At 43.4% G+C, this 23,729-nt stretch carries 23 protein-coding genes and 1 riboswitch; of the genes, 22 read left to right on the top strand and 1 reads right to left on the bottom strand.

All coding sequences use genetic code 11. The features are described 5' to 3' along the window. The first annotated feature begins 12 nt into the window (after window positions 1–12). The 10 genes from ACZ5AE_RS18460 (at window position 13) to ACZ5AE_RS18415 (ending at window position 8,453) form a co-directional block, all read left to right on the top strand. The gene (locus ACZ5AE_RS18460) at window positions 13–315 is read left to right on the top strand and encodes an MTH1187 family thiamine-binding protein (RefSeq protein WP_464566062.1); all 303 of its coding nucleotides are present in this window, start codon (window positions 13–15) and stop codon (window positions 313–315) included. A gap of 214 nt (window positions 316–529) precedes the next feature. Further along, window positions 530–1,222: a helix-turn-helix transcriptional regulator gene (locus ACZ5AE_RS18455; RefSeq protein WP_464566061.1), complete on the top strand. Its 693-nt coding sequence runs from the start codon at window positions 530–532 to the stop codon at window positions 1,220–1,222. A gap of 20 nt (window positions 1,223–1,242) precedes the next feature. Then, window positions 1,243–1,881 (top strand): GTP cyclohydrolase I FolE, encoded by a 639-nt coding sequence (gene folE, locus ACZ5AE_RS18450; protein WP_464566060.1) that lies wholly within the window; start codon window positions 1,243–1,245, stop codon window positions 1,879–1,881. 13 nt (window positions 1,882–1,894) lie between these two features. Continuing rightward, window positions 1,895–2,101 carry a CDGSH iron-sulfur domain-containing protein gene (locus tag ACZ5AE_RS18445; RefSeq protein ID WP_464566059.1) on the top strand — a complete coding sequence of 69 codons (207 nt, stop codon included), beginning with the start codon at window positions 1,895–1,897 and terminating at the stop codon, window positions 2,099–2,101. Between the two features lie 166 nt (window positions 2,102–2,267). Beyond that, a riboswitch (PreQ1 riboswitch) is annotated at window positions 2,268–2,310 on the top strand. Between the two features lie 50 nt (window positions 2,311–2,360). Then, the gene (queC, locus tag ACZ5AE_RS18440; RefSeq protein ID WP_464573662.1) at window positions 2,361–3,020 is read left to right on the top strand and encodes a 7-cyano-7-deazaguanine synthase QueC; all 660 of its coding nucleotides are present in this window, start codon (window positions 2,361–2,363) and stop codon (window positions 3,018–3,020) included. 4 nt (window positions 3,021–3,024) lie between these two features. Then, window positions 3,025–3,507, top strand: a complete 483-nt coding sequence (gene queD, locus ACZ5AE_RS18435; RefSeq protein WP_464566058.1) for a 6-carboxytetrahydropterin synthase QueD — start codon at window positions 3,025–3,027, stop codon at window positions 3,505–3,507. Continuing rightward, window positions 3,500–4,228, top strand: coding sequence for a 7-carboxy-7-deazaguanine synthase QueE (gene queE / locus ACZ5AE_RS18430; protein ID WP_464566057.1), 729 nt, complete (start codon window positions 3,500–3,502; stop codon window positions 4,226–4,228). Before queD ends, queE begins: the two co-directional genes overlap by 8 nt. A 344-nt stretch (window positions 4,229–4,572) precedes the next feature. Continuing rightward, a complete protein-coding gene (locus ACZ5AE_RS18425) occupies window positions 4,573–6,132 on the top strand; it encodes an AMP-binding protein (RefSeq protein ID WP_464566056.1) in 1,560 nt (519 codons plus the stop codon). Between the two features lie 14 nt (window positions 6,133–6,146). Further along, entirely contained in the window at window positions 6,147–7,697 is a 1,551-nt protein-coding gene (locus ACZ5AE_RS18420; RefSeq protein ID WP_464566055.1) for a class I adenylate-forming enzyme family protein, read from the top strand. Between the two features lie 267 nt (window positions 7,698–7,964). Next, complete coding sequence (locus ACZ5AE_RS18415; RefSeq protein WP_464566054.1) at window positions 7,965–8,453, top strand: hypothetical protein; 489 nt, start codon at window positions 7,965–7,967, stop codon at window positions 8,451–8,453. Between the two features lie 275 nt (window positions 8,454–8,728). On the opposite strand, the gene ACZ5AE_RS18410 is transcribed toward ACZ5AE_RS18415, so the two are convergent. Continuing rightward, on the bottom strand, window positions 8,729–10,867 hold the full coding sequence (locus ACZ5AE_RS18410) for a sigma 54-interacting transcriptional regulator (RefSeq protein ID WP_464566053.1): 2,139 nt from the start codon (window positions 10,865–10,867) through the stop codon (window positions 8,729–8,731). Between the two features lie 235 nt (window positions 10,868–11,102). On the opposite strand from ACZ5AE_RS18410, the gene ACZ5AE_RS18405 reads away from it, so the two are divergent. The 12 genes from ACZ5AE_RS18405 to ACZ5AE_RS18350 all read left to right on the top strand — a co-directional run bounded on the left by ACZ5AE_RS18405 (window position 11,103) and on the right by ACZ5AE_RS18350 (window position 23,649). After that, window positions 11,103–11,888 (top strand): enoyl-CoA hydratase/isomerase family protein, encoded by a 786-nt coding sequence (locus ACZ5AE_RS18405; protein WP_464566052.1) that lies wholly within the window; start codon window positions 11,103–11,105, stop codon window positions 11,886–11,888. A gap of 330 nt (window positions 11,889–12,218) precedes the next feature. Beyond that, the gene (locus ACZ5AE_RS18400) at window positions 12,219–13,583 is read left to right on the top strand and encodes an acyclic terpene utilization AtuA family protein (protein WP_464566051.1); all 1,365 of its coding nucleotides are present in this window, start codon (window positions 12,219–12,221) and stop codon (window positions 13,581–13,583) included. A gap of 3 nt (window positions 13,584–13,586) precedes the next feature. After that, window positions 13,587–13,931: an AtuA-related protein gene (locus ACZ5AE_RS18395; protein ID WP_464566050.1), complete on the top strand. Its 345-nt coding sequence runs from the start codon at window positions 13,587–13,589 to the stop codon at window positions 13,929–13,931. A gap of 12 nt (window positions 13,932–13,943) precedes the next feature. Further along, entirely contained in the window at window positions 13,944–15,092 is a 1,149-nt protein-coding gene (locus ACZ5AE_RS18390; RefSeq protein WP_464566049.1) for an acyl-CoA dehydrogenase family protein, read from the top strand. A 238-nt stretch (window positions 15,093–15,330) separates the two neighbouring features. After that, window positions 15,331–16,518: an acyl-CoA dehydrogenase family protein gene (locus ACZ5AE_RS18385; RefSeq protein ID WP_464566048.1), complete on the top strand. Its 1,188-nt coding sequence runs from the start codon at window positions 15,331–15,333 to the stop codon at window positions 16,516–16,518. A 96-nt stretch (window positions 16,519–16,614) separates the two neighbouring features. Then, window positions 16,615–18,153, top strand: coding sequence for an acyl-CoA carboxylase subunit beta (locus tag ACZ5AE_RS18380; RefSeq protein WP_464573661.1), 1,539 nt, complete (start codon window positions 16,615–16,617; stop codon window positions 18,151–18,153). 23 nt (window positions 18,154–18,176) lie between these two features. Further along, on the top strand, window positions 18,177–19,703 hold the full coding sequence (locus tag ACZ5AE_RS18375) for an acyl-CoA synthetase (RefSeq protein WP_464566047.1): 1,527 nt from the start codon (window positions 18,177–18,179) through the stop codon (window positions 19,701–19,703). 5 nt (window positions 19,704–19,708) lie between these two features. Continuing rightward, window positions 19,709–20,149, top strand: a complete 441-nt coding sequence (locus ACZ5AE_RS18370) for a MaoC/PaaZ C-terminal domain-containing protein (protein WP_423798553.1) — start codon at window positions 19,709–19,711, stop codon at window positions 20,147–20,149. Between the two features lie 177 nt (window positions 20,150–20,326). Beyond that, window positions 20,327–21,199 carry an ABC transporter permease subunit gene (locus ACZ5AE_RS18365; RefSeq protein ID WP_464566046.1) on the top strand — a complete coding sequence of 291 codons (873 nt, stop codon included), beginning with the start codon at window positions 20,327–20,329 and terminating at the stop codon, window positions 21,197–21,199. Then, on the top strand, window positions 21,196–22,209 hold the full coding sequence (locus ACZ5AE_RS18360; RefSeq protein ID WP_464566045.1) for a hypothetical protein: 1,014 nt from the start codon (window positions 21,196–21,198) through the stop codon (window positions 22,207–22,209). The genes ACZ5AE_RS18365 and ACZ5AE_RS18360 overlap by 4 nt, the downstream gene beginning before the upstream one ends. A gap of 50 nt (window positions 22,210–22,259) precedes the next feature. Then, window positions 22,260–23,348, top strand: coding sequence for a threonine aldolase family protein (locus ACZ5AE_RS18355; protein ID WP_464566044.1), 1,089 nt, complete (start codon window positions 22,260–22,262; stop codon window positions 23,346–23,348). Window positions 23,349–23,427: 79 nt separating this feature from the next. After that, window positions 23,428–23,649, top strand: a complete 222-nt coding sequence (locus ACZ5AE_RS18350) for a hypothetical protein (RefSeq protein WP_464566043.1) — start codon at window positions 23,428–23,430, stop codon at window positions 23,647–23,649. The last annotated feature ends 80 nt before the right edge of the window (window positions 23,650–23,729 follow it).

Genomic DNA, 23,729 nt, shown 5'->3' with positions numbered 1-23,729 from the left:
GGAGGATAAGTCATGGCCATTATTGATATTACCGTTATCCCTGTAGGGACAGGCACAACAAGTGTCAGCGAGTATGTTGCGGAAATACATAAAGTTCTGGAGCGATATGAGGACAGAGTGAAGTTTCAGCTGACTCCAATGAGCACGTTGATAGAGGGAGATTTAAAATTACTCCTGGAAATTGTTCAAGAAATACATGAGGTTCCGTTCAAAAAGGGACTGCAAAGAGTCTGTACGAATCTCCGAATTGACGACCGCCGTGACAAGGAACATTCGATGGAGCGGAAGTTGCAGTCAGTCCAGACAAAACTATAAGCCATTTATTTAAAAAAATGGTGCAGTTTTGAAACATTTAAATAATAAATCATAAAACATTCCTCAATTGAAAGAGGGGTGTTTTTTTATTGAATCATGTACCACAGGTAAACTTTTAGGAGAATAACTTAATCAATTTTTTCAATAAAAAACTTGAACTATTATTAGGGTGCGTGAATATAAATTTAAAAAAGGAATAAAGAGGGGAGGGAAAATGTTGAGTTTTCAGGCAGAACACTTATCCGAACCCAGGAGGAGAATTATCCATGTCATAAAAAGTAATGGAGCATCATCGATGAGTGAGATTGCATTATTACTGGATATTTCCGGTGAGGGAGTAAGGCAGCATCTTTTGCAATTAGAAAAGGATGGCTGGATTAGCCGCTTTGCTGAAAAAAGCAATGGAATTGGCCGCCCGCATATACGCTATTGTTTGACCACGGCTGGGGAGCATCTGTTTGAAAAAAATTACGATCACTTAACAATAGAAGTTTTGGATACCATGGTCAATAACTTGGGAGAAAACGCACTGAAACAAGTACTGTCCGCCATGATTGAAGAAAGAGTTCGTGAATGGGAACCGAAAATGTCTGGGCTAAGCACAATCGATCGATTACAAGTCCTCAAGGATTTTTATATTAAAAACGACCTTTATATGGATGTTGAAAGTAAGGACACAGATTATTACCTAATTGAGCGGAATTGTCCATTTCATAATGTTGCATTACGGCGGCCAGTTCTTTGCAGTGTTACTGTTTCTGTTCTGACTCATTTGTTGGGATGTAAGGTAGCAAGAGAGCAGCGTCTTCAAAATGGGGATGGCTGTTGTTCCTTTCATGTACAAATAAATGAGCCTGTCGATGGAAATTTACCCCGGATCATCATAGAGGATGAAGAGTCCAATTAAAACAAAAGGAATGGTGTAAAATGACCCGTGATCAATTCCTTATTTTATGCAGGAAATTTCCAAAGATTTTTAATCCATTGTCACTTGAGGCGAATGAAAGCTATGTGGAGGTCAATAAGATTACGGATGCAATAGGAAAATTAATTAAGATATGTGGTGATGATCCCGACCGAGATGGATTGCAAGACACCCCATTAAGAGTCCTAAAGGCATTTCTGGAATATACAGAAGGGTATCATGAGGACCCAAAACTACATTTGGAAAAGACATTTGATATTGATCATAAAGGGTTGATATTAACGAAGGACATTGAGTTTTATTCCATTTGTGAACATCATTTCTCTCCCTTTTTTGGGGTGGCCCATGTAGGCTATCTTCCGAATGAAAAAATTACAGGTTTGTCCAAGATCGGCAGGATGGTTGACGGGTATGCTAAAAGATTCCAAGTGCAAGAGAGACTGACAAATCAGATCGCAACAGCAATGGAGGAAGTTTTGGAACCGAGAGGAACGATGGTGGTCATCGAAGCGAAGCATATGTGCATGTGCAGCAGGGGAACGAAGAAATCTGATTCGTTCACTACAACCACCAGCTTCCGAGGGATATTTGAAAATCGCGCTGATTTACGTGCCGAGTTTTTTTCATTAATTAAAAGTTAGGAGAATGATAGGTATGGATAATCAAATTAACATCTCAGATAATGGCCCATTGGTCGTAACGGGTGATTTCCAGTTAACCGATTCAGAAGGAAATGAATTTTCGAAAAAAGGGAAATTTTATCTTTGCCGCTGCGGTTTGTCCAATAAGAAGCCATTTTGTGATGGTTCTCATAAGAAAGGCGGATTTGAAAGCAGTCCTAGAGCAACTGATACCAAATAATATATTAAATTAAAGAATAGGCGCCTTCATGATTGGCGTCTTTTTGATGCCAGGAAGTTAATTATTAATGTTTAAAAAAATGTGGAAATGTCGTCAAGCAGATTGAAAAAATAAAAAATTGGTTTATAATCATATAGTTGAATAAAAAATAGAAAATCCGCACCCAGCGGTAGAGGTTCTAGCTACCCTCTTTAAAAAACTAAGGAAAACAGGACTGCTTTCTTAGTAGTCCTGTTTTTCTATTTAAAGGAGAATTATGATGAAGAAAGATAAGGCAGTTGTAGTTTTTAGCGGCGGACAGGATAGCACAACCTGTTTGTTTTGGGCTTTGGAGCGATTTGAAGAAGTAGTGGCAATTACTTTTAACTACAATCAGAGGCACAAGCTTGAAATCGAGTGCGCCCAAAATATCGCGAATGAACTAGGAATAGAGCATCATATTTTAGATATGTCATTGTTAAACCAACTGGCACCAAACGCCTTGACGCGTAAGGACATCGAGGTGAAGGAAGGAGAAAATGGTGAATTGCCTTCCACTTTTGTACCAGGACGGAACCTTTTATTCATCTCTTTTGCTGGAGTATTGGCAAGCCAGGTTGGAGCAAAGCACATTGTTACTGGTGTCTGCGAAACGGATTTTAGCGGTTATCCTGATTGCCGAGATGTTTTTATAAAATCGTTAAATGTCACATTAAATCTATCGATGGACAAGGAATTTGTGATTCATACGCCATTAATGTGGCTAAATAAGGCCGAAACCTGGCAGTTGGCGGATGATCTGAACGCGTTGGATTTCGTAAGGGAAAAGACATTAACCTGCTATAACGGGATCATTGCCGATGGCTGCGGGGAATGTCCTGCTTGTGTATTGAGAAAAAGAGGCCTTGACCAATATTTGAGTACACGAAAGGAGTTTTAAATCCATGTATGGTTTTCGCATCGTAGATAAACTCCAAAAAATTGATGAAGATATCAAACGAAGTCAATTAAAATATCATACCAAAAGAGTGCTGGTCAGTAAGGAATTTACCTTTGATGCTGCCCACCATTTGCATTGCTATGAAGGCAAATGCAAAAACCTCCATGGCCATACGTATAAAGTCATTTTTGGAATCAGCGGTTTTGTTGATGACCGTGGCTTGATGATTGATTTCGGGGACATTAAAGACATTTGGAAAAATGAAATTGAGGTGTATCTCGACCATCGCTATCTAAACGAAACCCTTCCACCAATGAATACCACGGCTGAAAACATGGTGGTTTGGATTTACGAGAAAATGGCTGAAGCATTAATAAATGAGGAAAGACAAGAACAGTATAGCGGGGCAAGAGTAGAATTTGTCCGGTTGTTTGAAACACCGACAAGCTATGCGGAAGCAAGACGGGAGTGGATGGAAGTTGAGTAAAATACCTGTTATGGAAATTTTCGGACCCACCATCCAAGGCGAAGGGATGGTTATCGGCCAGAAGACGATGTTTGTAAGAACTGCCGGCTGTGACTATTCCTGCAGTTGGTGCGACTCCGCCTTTACCTGGGATGGAACCGGTAAAAATGATATTCGAATGATGGAAGCGGAAGAAATCTGGGAAGAACTGAAAAGAATCGGCGGCAAGCGTTTCTCCTTCGTCACGATCTCAGGCGGGAATCCTGCGTTATTGAAAAATCTTGATGAATTTATCAAAATTCTAAAAAATAATCAAATTAAAATTGGCCTGGAAACCCAAGGGAGCAGGTGGCAGGATTGGTTTTTTGAGATTGATGAATTAACCATTTCACCCAAACCCCCAAGCTCAATAATGGAGACGGATTTTGAAAAATTAGATGAAATCATTGGGAAACTTGAACAAAATAATGCTGCTCAACAATTCAGCTTAAAGATTGTGGTATTTGATGATCTTGATTATAAATACGCCAGAGATGTTCATTTCCGTTACCCGGAAGTTCCCTTTTTTGTTCAGGTTGGGAATGATAACCTGTCAACGATGGATAATCAAGAACTGCTGCTGCATCTAATGAATAAATATGAAAGACTGATAGATAAAGTCATGCAGGACTCTGAGATGAATAACGTAAAGGTTCTTCCCCAATTGCATACTTTTTTGTGGGGAAATAAAAGAGGAGTTTAGGTGAAAAAACAGGCGATGTCCATGGCGGCATCGCTTTTTTATGTTTTTTGGCATCACGATCCAACTGTTTATAAAACTATACAACTGTGTTTTTTTTATAACATTTGTTTAAGGAGAAACTTTTTAAATAAGGCGCAAGCAAGTATATCCCCTATTTGACATAACTGGTACAATTCTTGCATTTCTTAAAAGTAGGTATTGATGCCCATGGATAAGGAGGATTCTAAAAATGTAAGTTTAATAAAATAAAACCGTTCTAATCGGAATGAAGATTTTTGAACGCAAGTAAAAAATGGAAGCGATTTCAATGATTAAGGAGTACTTGAAGAGATGGAGGGAAGCTCATGAGTGAAATCACTATCTTAAATCGGGTGGCCATCGGCGATATTGTGCGCAGGACGGCAGCTAAAAATCCAGCCAAAACGGCCATCATTTCAGGGGATAAAAGGATTTCCTATCAAGAGTTTAATGAAGATTGCAACCGCTTTGCCCACTACCTGTTGGACCATGGGTTAGAAAAAGGAGATTCAGTTGCCACTATATGCGGAAACAGTTGGCAGTTTCTGGTTGCCATTTTTGGAATCGCAAAGGCCGGTTTGGTTTGGGTGCCGATTAATCCAGGAGTATCCTTTAACGAAAAGTCTTATATTCTTGCGGAGGTCCACGCAAAAGTCCTCATCTGTGACGAGGTATTTTTACAAGACAAAAAAGAAGAATTTTCAAGCATGTGCCCGGAATTGCTCATTATTGGAAAGGTTGCCACTGAAGCTGAAAAATTTGAGCAAGCCTTAAATTCGAACCATATCGAAGAACCGGAAGTTGAGATTGAGGACCGTGATCTGGCCCAAATCATGTTTACAAGCGGAACGACTGGGTCACCGAAAGGAGTCCTCATTAACCATCAAGCGGTGTTTATTGCCAGTCTGGCCAATATTATCGAAGCAGGCATGGCGAAAGACGATATTGCGACCATGATGATGCCGGTGTTCCATTGTGCACAGCACACGCTTGTCTCATCCTTTTTCCACTTAGGTGCAACAGTTGTGGTAATCCAAGGCTTCGAACCGGATTCCTTTATGAAAACAGTCGAGAAGGAAAAGATCACCTGGATGTTTGGCCTGCCGATGATGTACCGGGCATTTCTCTACCATCCTTCTTTTAAAAAATATAACCTATCCAGCCTGCGCTATTGCCTCTACGCAATGGCACCAATGGACCGCAATACGCTGGAAAAAGGAATCAATGAACTGGGCTGTGAGTTTGCATTAGGGTCGGGGCAGACTGAAATGTATCCGGCTACCTGTGTGTTTAAACCTGAGGACCAGCTGCGAAAATCAGGCCCATATTGGGGAACAGCATCCTTGATTACGGACATTGCTATAATGGATGACAATGGAAACCAACTAGGAAAAAATGAAGTGGGTGAAATTGTTCACCGCGGTCCGAATGTTATGGCCGGCTATCTCAATAATTCGGAAGAAACAAAGCGCTCCCGGCAATTCGGTTGGCACCATACCGGAGATTTAGGCTATTTTGATGAGGATGGGCTGTTGGTTTTTGTGGACAGGAAAAAGGACATGATCAAGACAGGCGGGGAAAATGTAGCATCTATTCAGGTAGAACAAGCGCTATTGTCTTATCCCAAAGTATTAAATGCGGTTGCCGTAGGTCTGCCGCATGAACGCTGGATTGAGGCTGTAACGGCGTTTGTCGTGTTAAAGCCGGGGGAGGAAGCGACGAAAGAGGAAATCATTAAACATTGCAAAGAACATCTAGGCACCTTCCAAGTCCCAAAAGAGGTGTTAATAGTAACTGAGCTTCCTCAGACAACGACCGGAAAAATCCAGAAGAATGTATTGCGGGAGCAGTTTAAAAATTTATATTCTAATAATCCAGTAGTTTAAAAGGGGGGATGTTTTTGCAGGACTGGATTGTTCATAAAGTATTGGCGAATGCCGTTAATAGGTTCCCGGATCAGCCATTTTTAATTTATGAAGATCAACGGATTAGTTATAAGGAACTGGATGACGTCACCGATGTATTGGCGTCGGCCCTCCTCCGGGAGGGATTTGAAAGAGGCGACAATATTGCTATTTTGGCGTTAAACCAACTGGAATGGCTGTATACGTATTTCGCGGCTGCCAAAATCGGTGTCGGCGTGGTGGCCCTGAATGTCCGTTACCGAGATTCAGAGCTGGAGTATATGCTGAACAATTCAAAAGCAAAGGGGATCGTTTCCGTTTCTAGCCATCAAGGCTTTAATTTTGGCCAATTTTTCGAGAAATTTCAGGATAAGGTTCCGACAGTAGAAAAATATATTTTCATAGGATATGGGTTTGAAGGAAGTATATCCTTTGAAGAGTTGTTGGCTCGGCCGCTTGACCGGGGCAGGCTTGAGGCCGCAAAGCGAGCGGTGTTGGAGGAGGATACTGCCGTTGTCATCTATACATCCGGCACCACCGGTAAGCCAAAGGGGACGATGATCACCAACCGCAGTATCCTGGCATCGGCTAAAGCCCAGGCAGATCATTTGTCGCTTGGGGCGGGGGATTGCACAGTGGGGAGTTTACCGTTGAACCATGTCGGAGGCATTACTTGTGCGGTTCATGCCTTATTAGTAAGCTTTGGTAGTATTGTCCTAGTACCTGAGTTTATTCCGGAAAAGGTCCTGCAAGTCATACATCATGTCAAGCCAACCGTCTTTGGCGGTGTGCCGACTATGTATCACATGCTATTAAACCATAAACATATTAATCAATATGACCTTAGTTCCGTTAAGGTCTGCATAGCCGGTGGATCCAATGTCGACCCGACCCAGTGTGAAATGATCGAAACGAACTTTCCAAACGCCAAAATCATCAATTTATATGGATTAAGTGAAACATCTGGTGCCTGCATCATGACTAGGTTAACTGACTCCCTTGAAAAAGTGCAGCAAAGTATCGGCGTTCCAATCGGCGATTTTACCTTGAAGATTGTCGATGCGGAACAAAAGGAACTTGCGAGCGGCGAAGTCGGAGAAGTAGTGGTAAAGGGCGACTGCCGGGCGAAGGGATATTTTGAATTGGAAGAAGAAACGGGGTTAGCATTTTCAGAGGATGGCTGGCTTTATACCGGAGATATGGGCTATTTAGATCATGAAGGGTATGTCATATTAAAAGGGAGAAAAAAGGAAATGTACATTCAAGGCGGCTATAATGTCTACCCTGTCGAGGTGGAAAATATCCTGATGTCGCATCCGAAAATTTCCTATGCCGCCGGAATTGGTGTACCTGATTCATTTCTTGGCGAAGTGGGCCGTTATTACATTATCCCAAAAGGGGGAGCGGCAATCTCCGAAGAAGAAGTAATGTCATTTTGTCAGCAGCATTTAGCAGATTATAAGGTGCCGAGACAGGTTGTGTTTGTCAGCCATCTGCCGCAGACACCAGCAGGGAAAATCCAAAAATCTGCATTGAAGGAGCAATAAATGAAACTGCAACTATAGGTTGCCAGGGTTCAAGATGGGGCTGCTATGTGCAGCTCTTTTTTTATGTTGAAAGTCCTTGGTCAAATTTCCTGTCGCTCATTTTTCAACAGGGGTAGACTCGCTAATGTGGACTATTAAGAAAAACGAATCTAGTCGAACCACATGTCAAGTTGAAAAATAATAAATTTATGTATATTTGGGTTATTTTGGATAAATTATATATTTATGGGGTTTTAACTGTGAAATAACAATTTGAGGGGGAGCTCAATGGTTAAGCATAAAACGAAGGTCGCATTCTCTTTAGCCACATTAATTATTCCTTGGCTGACCGTTCCCTTTATGGGGAAACGAAGTTTTTTTAGGTTTTTACCTGTAGCAAGTTTTGTCAATTTATTTTTAAGCGTATTCAATCTAATTTGTTATAGGAAAAAATGGTGGATCACTAAAAACCCGATATCTCCTGGTCCTATTGATTTCACATATATATTGGGTCCTTATTTTGTAGCAACCCTTTGGATTTTTAAATTAACATTCGGGAATTTCCCCAAGTACTTACTTACAAATATGGTATTGGATGTCATTAATGCTTTTCCATTACCTTACATTGGGAAAAAGCTTGGGATTGTCAAATTCATAAAGATGAAACATACTGCTTGGTATTTTATTTGTGTATCCTTAGCAATCATTATTTATGGCGTTCAGTACGTTGTGGAACAATCAATTAGAAAGGCAGCAGATAATATTAAAAATACATAATTATCATTAAAATGTGGAATTGTCGAGCAATGAAAAAGGTACCTTCTATATTACAAGAAGCTACCTTTTTCATTTCCCATTGTAATGATGCCCATATGGTTGTTGATATATTTTGTGGGACTATAAAGTGATTCGCCGATAGAACTTGAAAATTCGCCGATAGAAGTCCAAGATTCGCTGTTAAACACCTATAATTCACTGATACAACCTCAAAATTCGCTGATAGAGTGTAAAGATACACTGTAAAAGGAATTGGTTGAAGACGAAAACAGCCCCTAGGTAAAGCGAAATTCCAATTCCTCAATAATCTGATACTTTTTCATCTTCTGATAAAGTGTAGTCCTGCTTATACCTAGTAATTCCGCAGCTTTTGTACGGTTTCCTCGGCATTTTCTTAAAGCTTGCAGGATTACTTCTTTTTCCGTCCGGCTGATGGATTGCTTTCGGTCAATAGGAAACTGGGAATCGCTTGGTTTAGATACTGGTGAGAGTTCTGGCTCTTGAGTCAGTAATTTCAATTCTTGTGGAAGATGCTCGATTTCAATCCATTCCGAACAACTGTAATGGAAAGCCCTCTCCAAGACATTTTCCAATTGCCTGATATTCCCCGGCCAGCGGTAATTCTTCAAAATACTTGCCACTTCCGGAGAGACACCGATGATGTTCCTTTTCGTTTTAAAGTTGATTTTATTGATAAAATGGCGGCACAATAACGGGATGTCATCGAGTCGTTCTCTTAATGGCGGGATATGTAAAGGGATTACATGAATCCTGTAGTAGAGATCCTCTCTGAATTTTCCCTGTTTTACAAGTTCCGCTAAGTCCTTGTTAGTGGCAGAAATAATCCGGACATTTACTTTAGTGGTTTTGGTGGCGCCGATTCTTTCAAATTCTTGTTCCTGCAGGACCCGCAACAGCTTTACTTGCAGGGAAACAGGCATTTCGCCAATTTCATCGAGAAACAGGGTTCCATAATTAGCTAGTTCGAACTTGCCAGGCTTTCCTCCTTTTTTGGCTCCGGTAAAAGCGCCATCCGCATAGCCAAAGAATTCAGATTCCAGCAATTCCTCTGGGATGGCCCCGCAATTCACTTTAATAAAGGCACCTTTACAGCCTGACACACGGTGAATTCCTTCAGCGATCAATTCTTTACCGGTCCCGCTTTCTCCGGTAATTAACACATTGGATAAAGATTTCGCCGCAATCACCGCATCCTGTTTAAATTTTTCCATTTGTGAATTTTGTGAAATGACGTGGGCAAATGGGTCCGTGTCTTTGGAAATACGGGATAATTCTCCGCGGTAAAAAGAAATCTCACTTTCTAATTTTTCCATATGAAAAAGCAGGTCTCGCCAAGCTTCCAGCTGCCGAAAAATGATTTTAAAAATGGCGCCCAGTTTTTGGCCATCCTGGTAGATGGGCATTTGCGCGACAATGCATTTCCGATTGTTGATTTCTATGAGTTTTCCCTCAATTTTTTTATCCATTTTCAAGCTGAGTTCAGAGGGAAGCTGGGGTGCTATTTTTGAAATCGGGGTCCCGAGAAGCTGTTCCTGCTGGTCAAGGGAAAACAGATCCTGAAACCCTTGATTGGCCATCGTGATCATCCCGTGCTTGTCTGTGACAGCCACCCCGTCATAAGCAAGCTCAAGGGCGCTATCGAGAATCCTCTTAAGCTGATTGGTCGTTTCCAATTCAGCGGCAATGATTTCATAGGAGGTGACATCTCGCAAGACCACCATGGCGCCGGTAATTCTGTTAAGTTCTCTGATAGGAATAAAGGAAGCGATTACTGTGAGGTCTTTAAAACTGAAACGTTTTGCCTGTTGAATTTGGCCCGTTTTCATGGTCTCAATTAACCCTTTCCGGAAATCGGGGAGAAACAGGTCAATGGGAGCATTCAGCAGCGTTTTGCCGTTCAATTGCAGCAGGTCTAAAACGGTGTGGTTAAATGTTGTGATTCTTAGATTGGAGTCTACGGAAATCACTGCTTCCTGCAGGTTTTCAACCAATGATTTCATGCGGTTCAGGGTATCCTCCAAGGCTGTCATGTTTGAGTATACCAAATCTAGCTTCGACATTATACCAAATACATTTTGCTGCTGGTCGAGGACGACTGCCTGACTGACATTGCCTTTTATCATAATTTCTCTTGCATCAAGCAAAGTCTGGTCTTTTTGAATCGTGACAACATTTTGTTTTATGAGTAGCCGAATGGATGAATCTAGAGGTGTGTTTTCAAGCAACGCCCGATAAATCGCATTTTTATGTAGAATTCCAAGCAATTTCCTGTCTTCGGTGGTTACACAGCCGATGTCCACCCGATGGGATAAAAACGCAGAAATGGCTTCGCGAATCGTGCTTTCAAGGGATAACCGCACAAAATCGACGGTTGTAAAGCTGCTTACTTTCAATCGACAGAGACACCTCCATATTAGTCTGAAAATTAATACTCTTCACACATCTATAATTATAGCGCTTACATTTAAATAAAACAATTGCTGCAGTGTACGCTTCTTTTAACAACTGTTCGTTTTTGTGCACAAGGTGTATATTTTTGCTAGGGAAATAGGTGATGTTTGGCTAAAAAGAGGTTGGCACGTTTTTTGCAACATCTATATTGACACTCCTATATAAGAGGTGAATGACATGGCCTATGAAACTATCCTTTTTGAAGAAATTGAAAACGTTGCCAAAATAACATTGAATTTACCGGAAATGAGAAATCCACTGACGCAGGTCTCAACAAGAGAGATTACTTTGGCGATTAGGGAGGCGGACCAGAATCCGGATATCCGCGCGATTATCCTGACTGGTGCCGGTACGGCATTTTCGGCTGGCGGTAACCTGAATGAGTTTAAAAAGAATTTCGAGAAAACAGCACCTGAGCTTTATTTTGAAGGGCGAGAAAGTACGGAATTATTCAAGCTGGGTACTGAAGTAACGACCCCGTTGATTGCAAGCGTCAATGGACCGGCATTGGGCGGTGGAACTGGATTAGTCGCGATGTGCCACCTTGCCATTGCTTCAACCGAAGCAAAGCTGGGTTTAACCGAACTGCGATTAGGGCTGGTGCCGTTTGTGATTATGCCTTGGGTCCGGCGGGCGGTCGGCGACAGGAAGATGATGGAACTGATGCTGACTGCGGAGATTTTTACGGCGGAGCAGGCCAAGGAGTTAAACCTTGTCCACCGCGTCGTAGAACCGGCTGAGCTTGAGGCGGAAACGATGAAGCTGGCAAAGCAGGTGGCGAGTTTCAGTCCGCTCGCGGTCAAGCTCAGTTTGGATGCTTTTTTTACAACCGAGCAAATGGATTTGCTGAAATCGTTTGATTATTTGACAACGCTTAGGCTTGTGTCGTTAATGAGTGAGGATTTAAAGGAAGGGGCATCCGCTTTTCTGGAAAAAAGACGGCCGAATTGGGCGGGGAAATAGGAGGAATTTTTGAATCGTTGATAGAAAAAGGGGATTCGCCAATAGAATGGTGGGAATCGCCAATTGAATCGTGAAATCCGCCAATAGAACGATGGGAATCGCCAATAGAATCGTGAAATTCGCCAATAGAACCAAGGGGATTCGCATTGAATGGTGAGAATCGGCAATGGAAAGAAGGGAATCGCCGATAGAATGTGAGAACCGCCGATAGTGCGCTAAGATTCGCTGATTGAAGGGTGAAATTCGCCGATAGCACCCCGAAATACGCCGATAAAGTGCAATTAACATCAAATAAAGCTGATCACCGACTAATGAGAGGAGGAGTACGTCATGAAAACGGTACGAATTGGGGCTGCCCAAGGCTTTTATGGTGACAGTATTGAAGCAGCCGTCGCAACTGCTGCAAAAGGGGATGTTCAATATCTCTGTTTCGATGCACTGGCCGAGCTGACGATGGCAATTCTCGTCAAAGATAAACGAAAAAATGAACAGGCAGGCTTCACCAAGGATTTACCGCTGCAAATGAAGGCGCTGCTGCCATTTGTAAAGGAAAAGGGCATTAGGCTGTTAACGAATGGAGGCGGCATCAACCCGCTTGGTGCCCAACAGGAAATCCTACGGGTGGCAAGGGAAATGGGGATGAGCGGTTTAAAAGTCGCGGTCGTGACCGGCGACAATGTATTGGACCGAGTCCCGGAGTTTATAGAAAAGGGTTATACCCTAAATCATCTTGAGACCGGTGAAAATATCGAGGCGGTTAAAGACAGGCTGGAGTTCGCCAACGCCTATATCGGTGCCAAGCCAATTGTGGAGGCACTGAAGGCCGGCGCAGATATCGTAGTCACCGGCCGGACGACTGATACAGCCCAGTTTTTGGCGCCGTTAATTTATGAATATGACTGGAAAGAAGACGAGTGGGATAAGCTGGCCAGCGGTATTTTTATGGGACATTTGCTTGAGTGCTCGGCGCAATCGACCGGCGGGAATTTTAGCGGCAATTGGCAGGATATCGAAAGCTTTGACCGGATGGGCTATCCGATTGCCGAGGTATCGGAAAATGGTGATTTTATTATCAGTAAAGTCGAAGATCAGGGCGGATTGGTCACGGTTGATACGGTGAAGGAGCAGATGCTCTATGAAATTCATGATCCATCTGCATACATTACCCCGGATGTTATCGTGGATTTAACCGGCGTTCATTTGGAAAATAGCGGTTCGAATCAGGTGGCGGTAACCGGGGTGAGAGGAAAACCGCGGACAGATACCTTAAAAGTCGTCATTGGCTATGAAAATGGCTATGCCGCGCAAGTAGTGGTTGGCTTCGCTTGGCCAGATGCCCTGCAAAAAGCAAAAAAGGTAGATGAAATCATTCGGATGCAGCTGGAAAGGTACCGGTGGAACTATGAGGAGGTTCGTACTGATTATTTAGGATACAACTCCTTAAGCGGTCCTCTCGCTTTTGAACCTGAGCAGGAATTAAATGAGGTGTACCTAAGGATGGCGGTCAAAGCCAAAACAAAGCAGGAGGCGGCTCGGTTTAGCAGGCTTTTCCCGCCGCTGGCGTTGAACGGTCCTCCATCGATGAGCGGTTTCACGGGCAACTCTTCACCACGGGCGTTACTCGGGATGTGGTCGACGCTGATTCCACGGAATGAGGTTGAAAATCTTGTGAAAGTTGATGTGCAGGAGGTGTAAACAATGGCCATCGTCAAGCTAAAAGAGATTGCACAAACTCGTTCCGGGGATAAAGGCAATATGGTGAATATCGGTGTATTCGCCCCGAACCCGGCCATCTATCAAATTTTTTTAGAAAAATTAACTGCCACACGTGTGAAGGAGCATTTTACAGGACTTGTTAAGGGAGAAGTGGCACGCTACGAACTGCCCAACATTCTTGCGCTTAACTTTGTTTGCAAGGAGGCATTAGAGGGCGGAGGTTCTGCCTCATTAAGGCTGGATAATCTCGGCAAGTGCTTTGGTGCGAATATGATGCGGCTCGAATTAGAAGTGGATGATTCCTTATTAGCAGAACTAAGAAAATGAGGTGAACAAGTTATGCCATATGAACCATATTTTACGGAAGAACATGACCAGCTTCGAAAAATGATTCGTAAATTTGTAGAAAATGAGATTGCGCCGTATGTGGATGAATGGGAGGAACAGGGGGAATTTCCTCGCTCCGTCTTCACGAGAATGGGGGAACTGGGGCTTCTTGGCTTGCATTATCCTGAAGAGGTTGGCGGTCAAGGCGGGGATTATTTTTCCGGAATTGTCCTGGCGGAGGAAATGAATAAATGCGGCTGCGGCGGTGTTCCGATGGCAATAGCCGTCCAAACCGATATGGCTACGCCGCCAATTTATAAGTTTGGAACTAAGGATCAGCATGAACGTTTCCTCAAACCTGCCCTCAGAGGTGAGAAAATAGCAGCAATTGGGATTACTGAACCGAACAACGGCTCGGATGTTATGGGGATCAAAACGCGGGCAAGAAGAGAAGGAGACGAATGGGTTATAAATGGGACGAAAACTTTTATAACCAATGGGACTCGCGCGGATTTTATTACTTTGGTCACGAGAACGTCTGATGATCCGGGTCCCAAGGGAATAACGTTGTTCCTTGTAGAGACGAATCGTCCAGGATTCTCTGTCGGGAAAAAGCTGGATAAGGTGGGGATGCGTTCCTCTGATACAGCAGAGCTGATTTTCGATAATGTCCGCGTTCCTCATGAAAACCTGCTGGGGGAAGAGGGGAAGGGCTTTTATCAAATCATGTGGCAGCTTCAGGGCGAGCGCATGGTTGGTGCAGCTGGCGCTATCGGCGGTGCCGAACATGCCTATGAGTTGGCGCTGAACTATGCCAAAACAAGAATTGCCTTCAACCAGCCGATCAGCAATTTCCAAGTCATTGCCCATCTGCTTGCCGAAATGAAAACGCAAATTGAGGCATGTAAGGAATTGACCTACGCCACCGCCTATCGGTTCTCGAAGGGGGAGGTTCCGTCGAAAGAAATCTCGATGACGAAATTGGCAGCCGCGCAAATGTCGCATTGGGTCGCGGACCGCGCGCTGCAAATCTTTGGAGGAAACGGCTATATGGCGGAATATCCGATTGAACGTGCCTGGAGAGACAGCAGGCTGCCGAGAATTGGCGGCGGTACGGATGAAATTATGAAGGAGATTATTGCGAAGCAGTTGGGGATATAAACAAGGTGACTTTAGAGGGTTTGGGTCGGCTGATTGAAGAAATATAACCTAATTTTTTAGAGGGAAACCGGTCAGAAGTTAACATTTGGCAATAACGATTAATATTTCGCGGATATTCGTAGAGTTTCGGGGATAAGTCTCCGAAAATGGCGGATACATTTACAAATTTGGCGGATAAGTCAAATTCAGCGGATACCAATGATAGAACCAGGCTAAAAGAAGGAAATGGAGGGGTATAATGGGTCACTGGATTTTTACGGATGAACATGACATGTTTCGAAAAACGGTTCGCTCCTTTGTGGAAAAAGAAATAATCCCAAATGTTGAACAGTGGGAAAAAGAGGGAGAGACACCCAAAAGCTTATACGAACGGATGGGGGAGTTGGGCTTTCTCGGGATTAAGTTTCCGGAGGAGTACGGCGGAAGCGGTCTCGATGAGATCATGGAAGCTGTGTTTACCGAAGAGCTTGCAAAATGCAGCGCTGGCGGTGTTGGAGCAGCCATCGGCTCTCATACGACCATCGCGATGACCAATATTTGGCGTTACGGAAATCACGAGCAAAAGCTAAAGTATCTGGTACCGGGAATTAAAGGGGAGGCTATCTCAGCGCTGGCAGTAACCGAACCGGGCGGCGGGTCAGATGTGGCCGCGATCAAAACGACAGCCAAAAAAGACGGTGACTTCTACGTATTGAATGGTTCGAAGACCTTCATTACGAATGGCGTAAATGCCGATTATGTGATTGTTGCCGCGAGGACAAAGGAAGGCCCGCAGCATCGAAATATAAGTTTATTTATTGTTGAGACCAATTCTGATGGTTATTCGGTTGGAAAAAGGCTGAAAAAATTAGGCTGGCGCTCTTCGGATACCGGGGAATTATTTTTCGATAATGTCATCGTGCCAAAGGAAAACTTGATAGGCGAGGAGAATGAAGGCTTCCTTTATATTATGAAAAATTTTCAGTATGAGCGGCTGATTCTAGCATTAGGCTGCATTGGCGCTGCTGAGAAGGCGCTCGAGCTAACGGTCCAATACAGCAAGGAAAGAATCCAATTCAACAAGCCATTGTCAGAGTTTCAGGTGCTGCGCCACAAGATGGTCGACATGGCTGTCGATATCGAAAAAGCAAGAAACCTTACTTACCGGGCTCTTTACTTGTACAGTCAAGGGAAAAACTGTGTCACGGAAGCGACAATGGCAAAAGCGGTTGCCAGCGAAATGGTGAATCGTGTTTGTGACCAAGCGGTGCAAATTCATGGCGGCAATGGCTATATGATGGAATACCCGATTCAGCGTTTGTGGCGTGATGCAAGGATTCAAACGATTGGCGGCGGCACGACACAAATCATGAATGAAATACTTGCTAAGCAGTTGGGAATCCTGACAACCGTGGAGACCCCGACAGATAAGGCCTCCAAATCTTAAAAACTTTCAAATGAAACCTGACCTCAAGCTTGAAAGCAAAAAAACTTTCAAATGAAACCTGACCTCAAGCTTGAAAGCAAAAAAACTAGCAAAGGAGTGCTGACCTTGGAACGTGAACGAAAAATCCTCGCGGAACGTGAACGCATTTATCAGGGCGGACCTGACCACGACAAAATAAAGAAGATAGGAAAACTGTTTGTCCGAGATCGGCTTAGGCTCTATTTTGACGATGAGCAGCCCTATTATGAAACCGGACTGTTTGCCAACGCCACAAAGGAAAAACTGCCTGCGGACGGGGTAGTAACAGGCACCGGAAAAATCAATGACCGGCTTGTATTTTTCATGGCCAGCGACTATACCGTTAAGGCTGGCTCAATCGGCAAATTTCATGGCGAGAAAATCTTGCGGATTCAAGAGGCAGCGATTCGCGGCAGACGGCCGATTGTCTACATGATTGATTCGTCCGGCGGGAGGATTGACGAAGCCGGCGGTTACCATGTGGAGAAATATTCCGGAGGGAAGATTTGGTATAACCACAGCATGCTGTCCGGGCGCGTCCCGCAGATTGCCGTGCTTTATGGTCCATGTTTTGCAGGGACCGCCTATATGCCGGTCTTTTCTGACTTTGTCATCATGGTCGATAAAATTTCCGGCATGGCGATTGCCTCTCCAAGGATGGTGCAAATGGCAACAGGGCAGCAGGTGGATATTGAAGAACTGGGCGGCGCAACGATGCACACGACCAAAAGCGGGTCTGCCGACTTTATCGCAAAATCCGAAGAGGAAGCAGCCGTCCTTGTAAAAAAACTATTAAGCTACCTTCCTGATCATTTTGACGGAAAGCTCCCGGAATTTCCGGTTAAGGAACCAACGCGAAACCCTGCTGAAATTGACAATATCATTCCTGCTGAGCCAAACCGCGCCTATGATGTCCGGAAACTAATCGAATCTATTGTTGACGGCGACAGCTTCCTTGAAGTTAAAGCCAATTATGCGAAGGAGCTGGTGACCGGCTTTGCCCGCTTGAACGGGAAAACGGTTGGAATTGTTGCTAATCAGCCGCTTCACAAGGGCGGAGCAATTTTTCCCGAGTCGTCGGATAAAGGCGCTAAATTTGTCTGGACATGTGATGCCTACAACATTCCGCTGCTTTATTTATGTGATACACCTGGGTTCATGGTCGGCACAAAGGTGGAGCAGGAGGGGATTCTTCGCAAAGGCCGGAACTTTATTTTCGCAAGCTCAACGGCCAATGTTCCAAAAATGTGTGTAATTGTCCGGAAGGCTTATGGCGCGGGGATTTATGCAATGGCAGGTCCGGCCTATGAACCGGATACGACGATTGCCCTGCCGTCCGCGGAAATTGCCATCATGGGTCCTGAAGCAGCAGTCAACGCCGTTTATTATAACAAGATCAAAGCCGTGTCCGATCCTGAAGAAAGGGCATCCTTGGTGCAAAAACTGCGCGAGGAATACCGAGCAAGCTACGACATTATTAAGCTATCAGGCGAGTTGGTCGTAGACGATTTGGTTGTCCCAAGCGAATTGCGCCAGGAACTGGTCCGCCGTTATGAAACATTCGAAAACAAGGATTTCCCGCTTCCGGCGAAAAAGCATTCAACCATTTTAAGTTAGCAAAAGATTAGGGGTGTTGGGATATGGTTCAGGGAATCGGAAATTGGCTTGTGAAACATTGTAAGGTTCGTCCGGATAGACTGGCGCTTGTCTATAATGAAAAGAGGTTTACGTACTTAGAATTCAATGAACGGGTCAACCGGCTGGCTAATGCCCTTCTTTCCTTAGGGGTTAGGAAGGGTGACCGGGTCGATGCCCTGCTTCTTAACACAAATGAAATGCTCGAAGCCGTGTTTGCCTGCGCAAAAATTGGCGCCATCTTTGTGCCCATCAACTTCCGTTTAAGTGCTGAAGAAGTCCATTATATTGTCAATGATTCAAGAGCCTATCATTTTATCTATGACAGCCGGATGAGGCCGCTGGCGGACCAGCTGCGGACAATGGAATCCTGTTTGCTCGAATACATTCACGTAGGGAACCAGCCGCATGAAGAAGATCTGCTCTATGAAAATTTACTAGAGAATGCTTCGCCTGAAGAGCCGGGCTTTGAGATCGGGCTCGATAATATCCATTTAATGATGTACACATCCGGTACAACCGGCAGGCCAAAGGGTGCGATGTTAAGCCATGGTAATACCCAATGGAATGCCATTAACTTTATTCACAACACCCCTGTTGATTATACTGATACGACGCTTGCCGCGGCGCCGCTGTTCCATATTGGCGGGATGAGCGTATTTACATTGCCGCTAATCTATAAGGGCGGAGCAAACATTTTGGTTGATGGTTTTGACCCGGTGAGAATTTTACAGAAAATCAACGATGAACAGGTAACGACCTTATTCCTAGTCCCGGCAATGTGGCAGGCGTTAATGAGTGTACCAAATTTTGAGGCCTATGATATTTCATCGCTCCAATTCGCCGTATCCGGAGGGGCGCCTTGCCCAATTACGGTGATTGAATTTTTCCAAAAACGGGGAATTCCGTTTTACGAGGGCTTTGGCCTGACGGAAACGGCTCCGTTTGTCAGCATTCTGGATAAAGAGAATACTATCCGCAAAAATGGCTCAGTTGGGAAAGAACCAATGCACACCACTGTCCGCATAGTCGACCCGCTTGACCGTGATGTGCGGCCTGGTGAAGTAGGAGAGTTAATTGTGAACGGGCCAAATGTGATGGTGGGATATTGGAACAAACCGGAAGAAACGAAAGAGGCGATTCGAAACGGCTGGTTCTACACAGGCGACTTGGCCAAATTTGATGAGGACGGGTTTATTTATATTGTCGACCGCAAGAAGGACATGATTATTACTGGCGGGGAGAATGTCTATCCGATTGAAATCGAACAGGTCCTGTACCGGCATCCAAATATACGCGAGGCCGCGATTATCGGCTTCCCGGATGAAAAATGGGGTGAATCGATTAAAGCGGTCGTAGCCTTAAAGGATCACGGCCAAACGTTAACAGTCGAAGACTTGGAACAATTCCTGACTGGAAAAATTGCCAGGTTTAAAATGCCAAAGCAGCTAGAAATTGTCGAGGCGCTGCCACGCAATGCGACCGGGAAAATTTTAAAGACTGTCCTAAGGCAAAACAATTCGAAAGGGTGATATAGGTGTACGATAAATACTTTGATCATTTTGAGATAGGTGAAAAGTGGGAGTCAAGAGGGAGGACAATTACGGAAACAGATCTTGTCATGTTTTCTGCCCTGACCGGAGACTATTATCCGCTTCATACGGATATTGAATATGCAAAAAATACAATTTTTAAGCAAAGAATTGCTCATGGAATGCTGGTTCTGTCATTTGCGGTCGGGTTAACAAAGATGGATCCAAAAATCGTGGTGGCAAACTACGGGATTGATAAATTGCGCTTTATCCAGCCTGTCTTTATTCACGATACCATCCATGTCGAACTTGAAGTCATCGATCTCCAGGATAAAGGAAATGGTACCGGTGTCGTTACTGTCAAGCAGTCGGTTGTCAAACAAACGGGCGAGCCATGCATTGTCGGTATTTCGAAGGCCTTGATTAATAAAAGGCAGCCTGCCTAGATATCCAAAAAGAATCTGAACAACGTGCTGGGAATCGAAATTCCTGGCCTTTTTTGTATTTTTTTAATAAATTTCCAATATTTTGTAAACTAAATTGCTCCTAATTACGTCTAATTACTTTGGAGCATATTTTTACTGAAAACGCGGGCATGTTCAGCCCAACCTAGAGGTGATGGAATGAAAAGATTGATAGTGTGGCCGATTCGGCTGGCTTTGATGGTTTCCGGGTTTCTTTTTGTCTTTAATCTGCCATCGTTAATCGGCATTGGTAATACCTTAACGTTACACCCGGAAGCTTTTTGGAAATATGTGAAAGAGAATATTCTGCAATTAATTCGGTTTGGGAATACAAGTTACATAGACTTATTTCAAGAACAAAATCTGCCGGAAAGTTATGCTTATACCATGTTGATATTCACTAATTCGCTGGCAGTTGTTATCATATTTGGACTGCTGGCTGCCTTGTTTGTCCATATGATGCCGAAGAAAATCGGTGGATATATAAAGCGCGGAATTAACTTCTTTGAAGGCGTTCCTGACTTAATGGTTATTTTTATCATTCAGTTCTTTGTTATTACGCTGTATAGAGAAACGGGTTTGAAGTTTTTGCAGCTTTACGGAGTATTTGGTGCAAGGCCTTATGTGGTCCCTGTTGTCACGGTTTCTTTTCTTCCAGCGATGCTGTTTGCTCAGTTTCTCATTAAGGTGCTGGAGGAAGAAAAGGTAAGGGATTATGTTCAATATAGCAGAGCAAAAGGACTTAGTTCATTAAGAATTTTAATTGTACATATGCTTCGTAACACTTTCCCGTTATTTATCTTGCAATTAAGGACAAGTATTTGGGTTATTCTCTCTAATATATTTTTAATTGAATTCATGTTTACGCTGCCGGGGTTAACAGGAATCCTTCAATTGATTGCCATGAGGGGCGGCAGTTTCCTTGGACTGGTGATTTGTCTGCTGTTATTTATTTTGCCGATATTAGTGATAGAATTGTTCAGCTTATTTGCCATCAAAGCTGTGAACCGGAAGGAGAGCGCAAGCATATGAAAGGTTACCGAAATACCACCATCGGATCAGCTGTTTTGCTTCTTCTGCTCATCGCAAGCTTACTATACCCGTTGTATGGACCAGCCGACTTTGGTAAAAATGGCCTAATTTTAAATGAAGCGGGGAAGGTGATCGGCCGTGCCCCATTTCCGCCTTCAGCCGAGCATATATTTGGAACAGACCGGAATGGCCAGGATTTGTTATGGGTTTTGCTATATGCGGCAAAGTTCACCTTAATTACAGCCATTGGGGTAGCTTTCCTCAGAGTGCTCATCGGAGGCCTTTTAGGCGTCTTTATTTCACTTTGGGCCCCGTGGTTAAAAAAATTTGTAAATGATTTTTTTATTGTTTTTCGATTTGTCCCTGCTACTTTTCTAGGGATTGTCTTGATGCTGCCGGTAATGGCCCATGTTGAACGGCCGATTTCTACGATCGTTACCTATCAAATTATGATGCTCATATTGCTAGGAATTCCATCGGTGTTGGTTTTTACGACTGACGTGATTGATGAGTTAAAAACTAAGTCGTTTATCACTACTTCCTTGTTAATGGGAGCCGGGAGGTTTTATATTTTAAAAAGGCATTTATTTCCTTATTTTCGCTCCTACGGCATTCTATTCACGGTTCAACAACTATTAACTACATTACAGGTAACCATGCATTTAGGGATATTCGGTCTTTTTCTAGGAGGCCAAACGATTGGCGGAATCGTAGGCTATGATGATCCGCCGCCGAAACCTGCTTCCATGTCCAATGAGTGGGCTGGCCTAATTGGACAAAGTTTATATGATTTTATCCAGTTTCCCTGGACCATTTCGTTCACTATTTTAGGGTTTTTCTTGGTCATCCAGATTGTCAATATGATCAAAAAAGAATTGGAAGAAAATATCGCTGGAATATCGCATGTGAAGCGAAAGAAGACACCTGTTCAAACGTCTTCTCGTTCTGCAAGTAACCTTGGACCTGAGCAGTTTATTTTTGTCAAAGAAAAAAAGAGTTTGGGTTCTTAGATAAATGTATAATGAAATAGGGTTATTAGTATTAAAAAGGAGCAGGAAATATGAATAAATTGCAGGATGCATATAAGGAAACTCAATTTCAAGTGAACGGCCACGGCCCTAGAAAAATCCAAGTTTTGAAGGAAGCCTTTGAAAACCTTGATGGTCAGCTTGAAAGTGAAATGTATGGAAAGGGAAAATTGATTGAGGACTTTCAGGAAAAAATGGCTTCTATATTGGGCAAGGAGGCGGCGGTTTTTTTTCCAAGTGGGACGATGGCCCAGCAAATCGCGATGCGAATTTGGTGTGATGAAAAAGGATTGACAAAGGTTGCCTACCATCCGTTGTGCCATTTAGAGGTGCATGAAGAAGATGGCTTAAAGGAACTGCATCAGATTGAATCAGTTTTGTTAGCCGATAAAACTAGAGTTATCGAATTCGAAGATGTTGCAGGTATGAAGGAAGAGGTCGCCTGCTTGTTACTGGAATTGCCGCAGCGGGAAATTGGCGGGCAGCTGCCGGATTATCAATCACTTGAGGCGATTTCCGCTTATTGTAAGGAAAAAGGGATCATGCTTCATTTAGATGGGGCACGGCTGTTTGAAATTCTACCTTACTATGAAAAAACTGCTGAGGAAATTTGCAGCTTGTTCGACAGTGTCTATATTTCTTTTTACAAAGGAATAGGCGGAATTGCCGGTGCGGTTTTGGCAGGTGACAGTGATTTTATTGAGAAATCCAAGGTATGGAAACGACGCCATGGCGGCGATCTAATCAGTCTTTATCCGTATTATCTGAGTGCCGATTATTATTATGAAAAGCGGATTGGCAAAATGAAGCAGTATTATGAGGAAGCCAAAGAGCTTGCTGGATTATATAATCAGTGTTATGGTGTTACCACTAAACCAGAAGTGCCTGTTTCGAACATGTTTCATGTCCATTTCGATGCTTCGAAAGAAGAAATGGAGCAGATTTTAACTGAAATCTGTCTGGAATCTGGGATTGGGTTATCTGGCCATGTAAGAGAAGTGACGGAGTCGACCAGTTATTTTGAAGTAAATGTTGGGGATTTGTACGAGATACTTCCACACGAAAAATTAATGGCCGCGTTTAAATTATTGGATGATAAGATGAGGAAAAAATTGATGTAGTGTGTGATTACTAGTAAAAGGTAACTGAATAATAAAACCTTTCTAACATATCCTAAATTTGATTTAGGAGGTGATGGGAATGGCGAATCGACAAAATGACAATAGAATTGCACAAGGCATCAAAAACACGGCAGGGGCCGCTTTTGAATCGGTACATAATGCTTTAGAAGCAACCGAAAATGCAGCGATGAAAACAGTTGACGCCGCAAGTAACGCTGTCAACAATAATACAGAAAACAGGTCTGCTCAAAAAGATGGGTTCCGTTATGATTACAATGATGCTTCGGATTTTAATGAATGAAATCATCGCTTGCATTAACTGAATGTTAGAAAAAACTAAGGTCCGAAACCAATTTGGCTTCGGACCTTTAATATTTCAGA

The sequence above is a fragment of the Neobacillus sp. S1227 genome, assembly GCF_055385255.1.
This window is presented reverse-complemented; position numbering and strand designations above follow the sequence as displayed.